The organism is Arthrospira sp. PCC 8006 (assembly GCF_046480465.1).
GTDB lineage: Bacteria > Cyanobacteriota > Cyanobacteriia > Cyanobacteriales > Microcoleaceae > Limnospira > Limnospira platensis.
This window is the reverse complement of record NZ_PKGG01000428.1, coordinates 1-1,778: the sequence shown is the minus strand read 5'-3', so window position 1 is coordinate 1,778 and position 1,778 is coordinate 1. Positions and strand designations below refer to the sequence as shown.

The following is a 1,778-nucleotide window of genomic DNA, read 5'->3' as shown; positions in this document are numbered from 1 at the left end:
CAGCCGAGTCGGGCTCCATTTTCCAAATATTCCCCCATCTTTTTTCGCAGTTCCGATAAGCTATCGGTAGGCGATCGCAATTCCACCACGAAATCAGGACATAAGGGAGCGAAACCTCGGCGCACCTCCGGTGTCAGTGCTTCCCAGCGGGGGCGACTCACCCAAGAAGCATCAGGGGAACGGATCGCCCCGTTGGGGAGAATAAATCCGGTGGAGGAGTCGAACCCTTCGCCCAATTCTGGGTTTGCTTCTACCCAAATTCCTAGTTGGGTTGTCAAGCTGAAATTTCTTTTTCCCGATTCGCTCCCGGTCGGTGGTGTCACGAGCAATTCTCCTGTGGCTGTCCGTTCCAATCTTAAATCGGGGTTGGCGGCGGCGATCGCCTGGAATTGTTCCTGACTGACATGGAGAAGGGTGGAGTGCATCGGATTTCCTCCGGGAATTCGGGTGGATATTGTCGATAGTAACTCAGGGGGATGGGAATGCGATCGCCTCTCGCGTAGCACGGGCATCTTGCCCGTGTTATCATGATGAGATAGGGTGATGCGATCGCCGATCAAAGACGACCACTGGAAGACGGGAAAAAAACATGAAAAACTCGGTCAAGAATCAACTTCAAGAATTGTATAAAACCGACGGTTATTTGTGGCTACAGCAAACCGTCGAATTGTTGAAGGAAAAAGACTTCCAAGATTTAGATCTGGACGGCTTGATTGAGGAGTTGGAAAGTTTGGGAAGGAGTGAGTTTAACAAGGCTAGAAGTCTTTTGAGGCAGATTATCATCCATCTGCTGTTGTTGGAATACTGGGAGAAAGAATACGAGCGGAACCATCGACATTGGCAGGCAGAAATTATTGCGTTTCGCGATGATTTAATTCATGAGTTGACGGCAAGCCTGAAAAATAAGCTGATTCTAGAATTGGACTCTATCTATCATGTCGCCGTGAGTTTCGTGAGCAAGAAAACGGGTTTATCTAAAAGTCTATTTCCGGCTAACTGTCCTTATTCTTTTGAAGAATTGTTGGAAGAGAACTGGTATCCAAATCATAAGAGAAGCTGAGGAAATTTACATGATTTCATAAGGAGGAGTCCGAATCTGAATCAGCATCCGAGGGTGAGTGTCATTATTCCGGTTTACAATTGCGATCGCTTTCTCGGGGAAGCGATCGATAGTGTTTTAATGCAGACTTATCAAGATTATGAAATTATAGTGGTTGATGATGGTTCAACGGATCAAACTTGTCAAGTTTTAGAACCTTACAGGAATAAAATTCAATATTTTTATCAAGAAAATCAAGGTTCTGCTGTTGCTCGTAATTTAGGGATTAAGGAAGCTAGGGGTGAATTGATTGCGTTTTTAGATGCGGATGATTTCTGGCTGTTACCGGAAAAGTTAGGAGAACAAGTGAATTGTTTTGAGCAACAGCCGAGTCTGGGTAGTGTCCATACAGGCTGGCGAATTGTTGATGGAGACGGTGAGAAAATTATTGATGTAGAACCTTGGGGTGATGTTCCTAATCTAAATTTAGAAAGTTGGTTAATGTATAAACCTGTAAAAACCAGTGGAATGATGATTCGCCAAGACTGGTTAGAAAAGGTGGGGGGGTTTGATGGGGAGTTGCGCCAATCCCATGATGTTGATTTGGTGTTGCGTTTGGCGTTAATGGGGTGTGCAGCCGCTTGGTGGCGACGGGTAGCGGTGGGTTATCGGAGGTATCAGGGGAACACAACCAGAAACACGCAAACTCAAGCTAAATGTTTGCTGAAGGTGTTAGATA

3 protein-coding genes are annotated in these 1,778 nt (G+C 45.6%); 2 read left to right on the top strand and 1 reads right to left on the bottom strand.

Annotation, left to right across the window (positions count from 1 at the left end; translation table 11 throughout):
- A partial coding sequence (locus B9T16_RS28330; RefSeq protein WP_410246356.1) for a Uma2 family endonuclease occupies nt 1-425 on the bottom strand: 425 nt, incomplete at its 3' end.
- Nucleotides 426-589: 164 nt separating this feature from the next.
- Here B9T16_RS28330 and B9T16_RS28325 point away from each other — a divergent pair.
- Nucleotides 590-1,060 carry a DUF29 domain-containing protein gene (locus B9T16_RS28325; RefSeq protein WP_006618135.1) on the top strand — a complete coding sequence of 157 codons (471 nt, stop codon included), beginning with the start codon at nt 590-592 and terminating at the stop codon, nt 1,058-1,060.
- A gap of 54 nt (nt 1,061-1,114) precedes the next feature.
- The coding region (locus tag B9T16_RS28320) for a glycosyltransferase family 2 protein (protein WP_410246355.1) at nt 1,115-1,778 on the top strand (664 nt) is incomplete at its 3' end.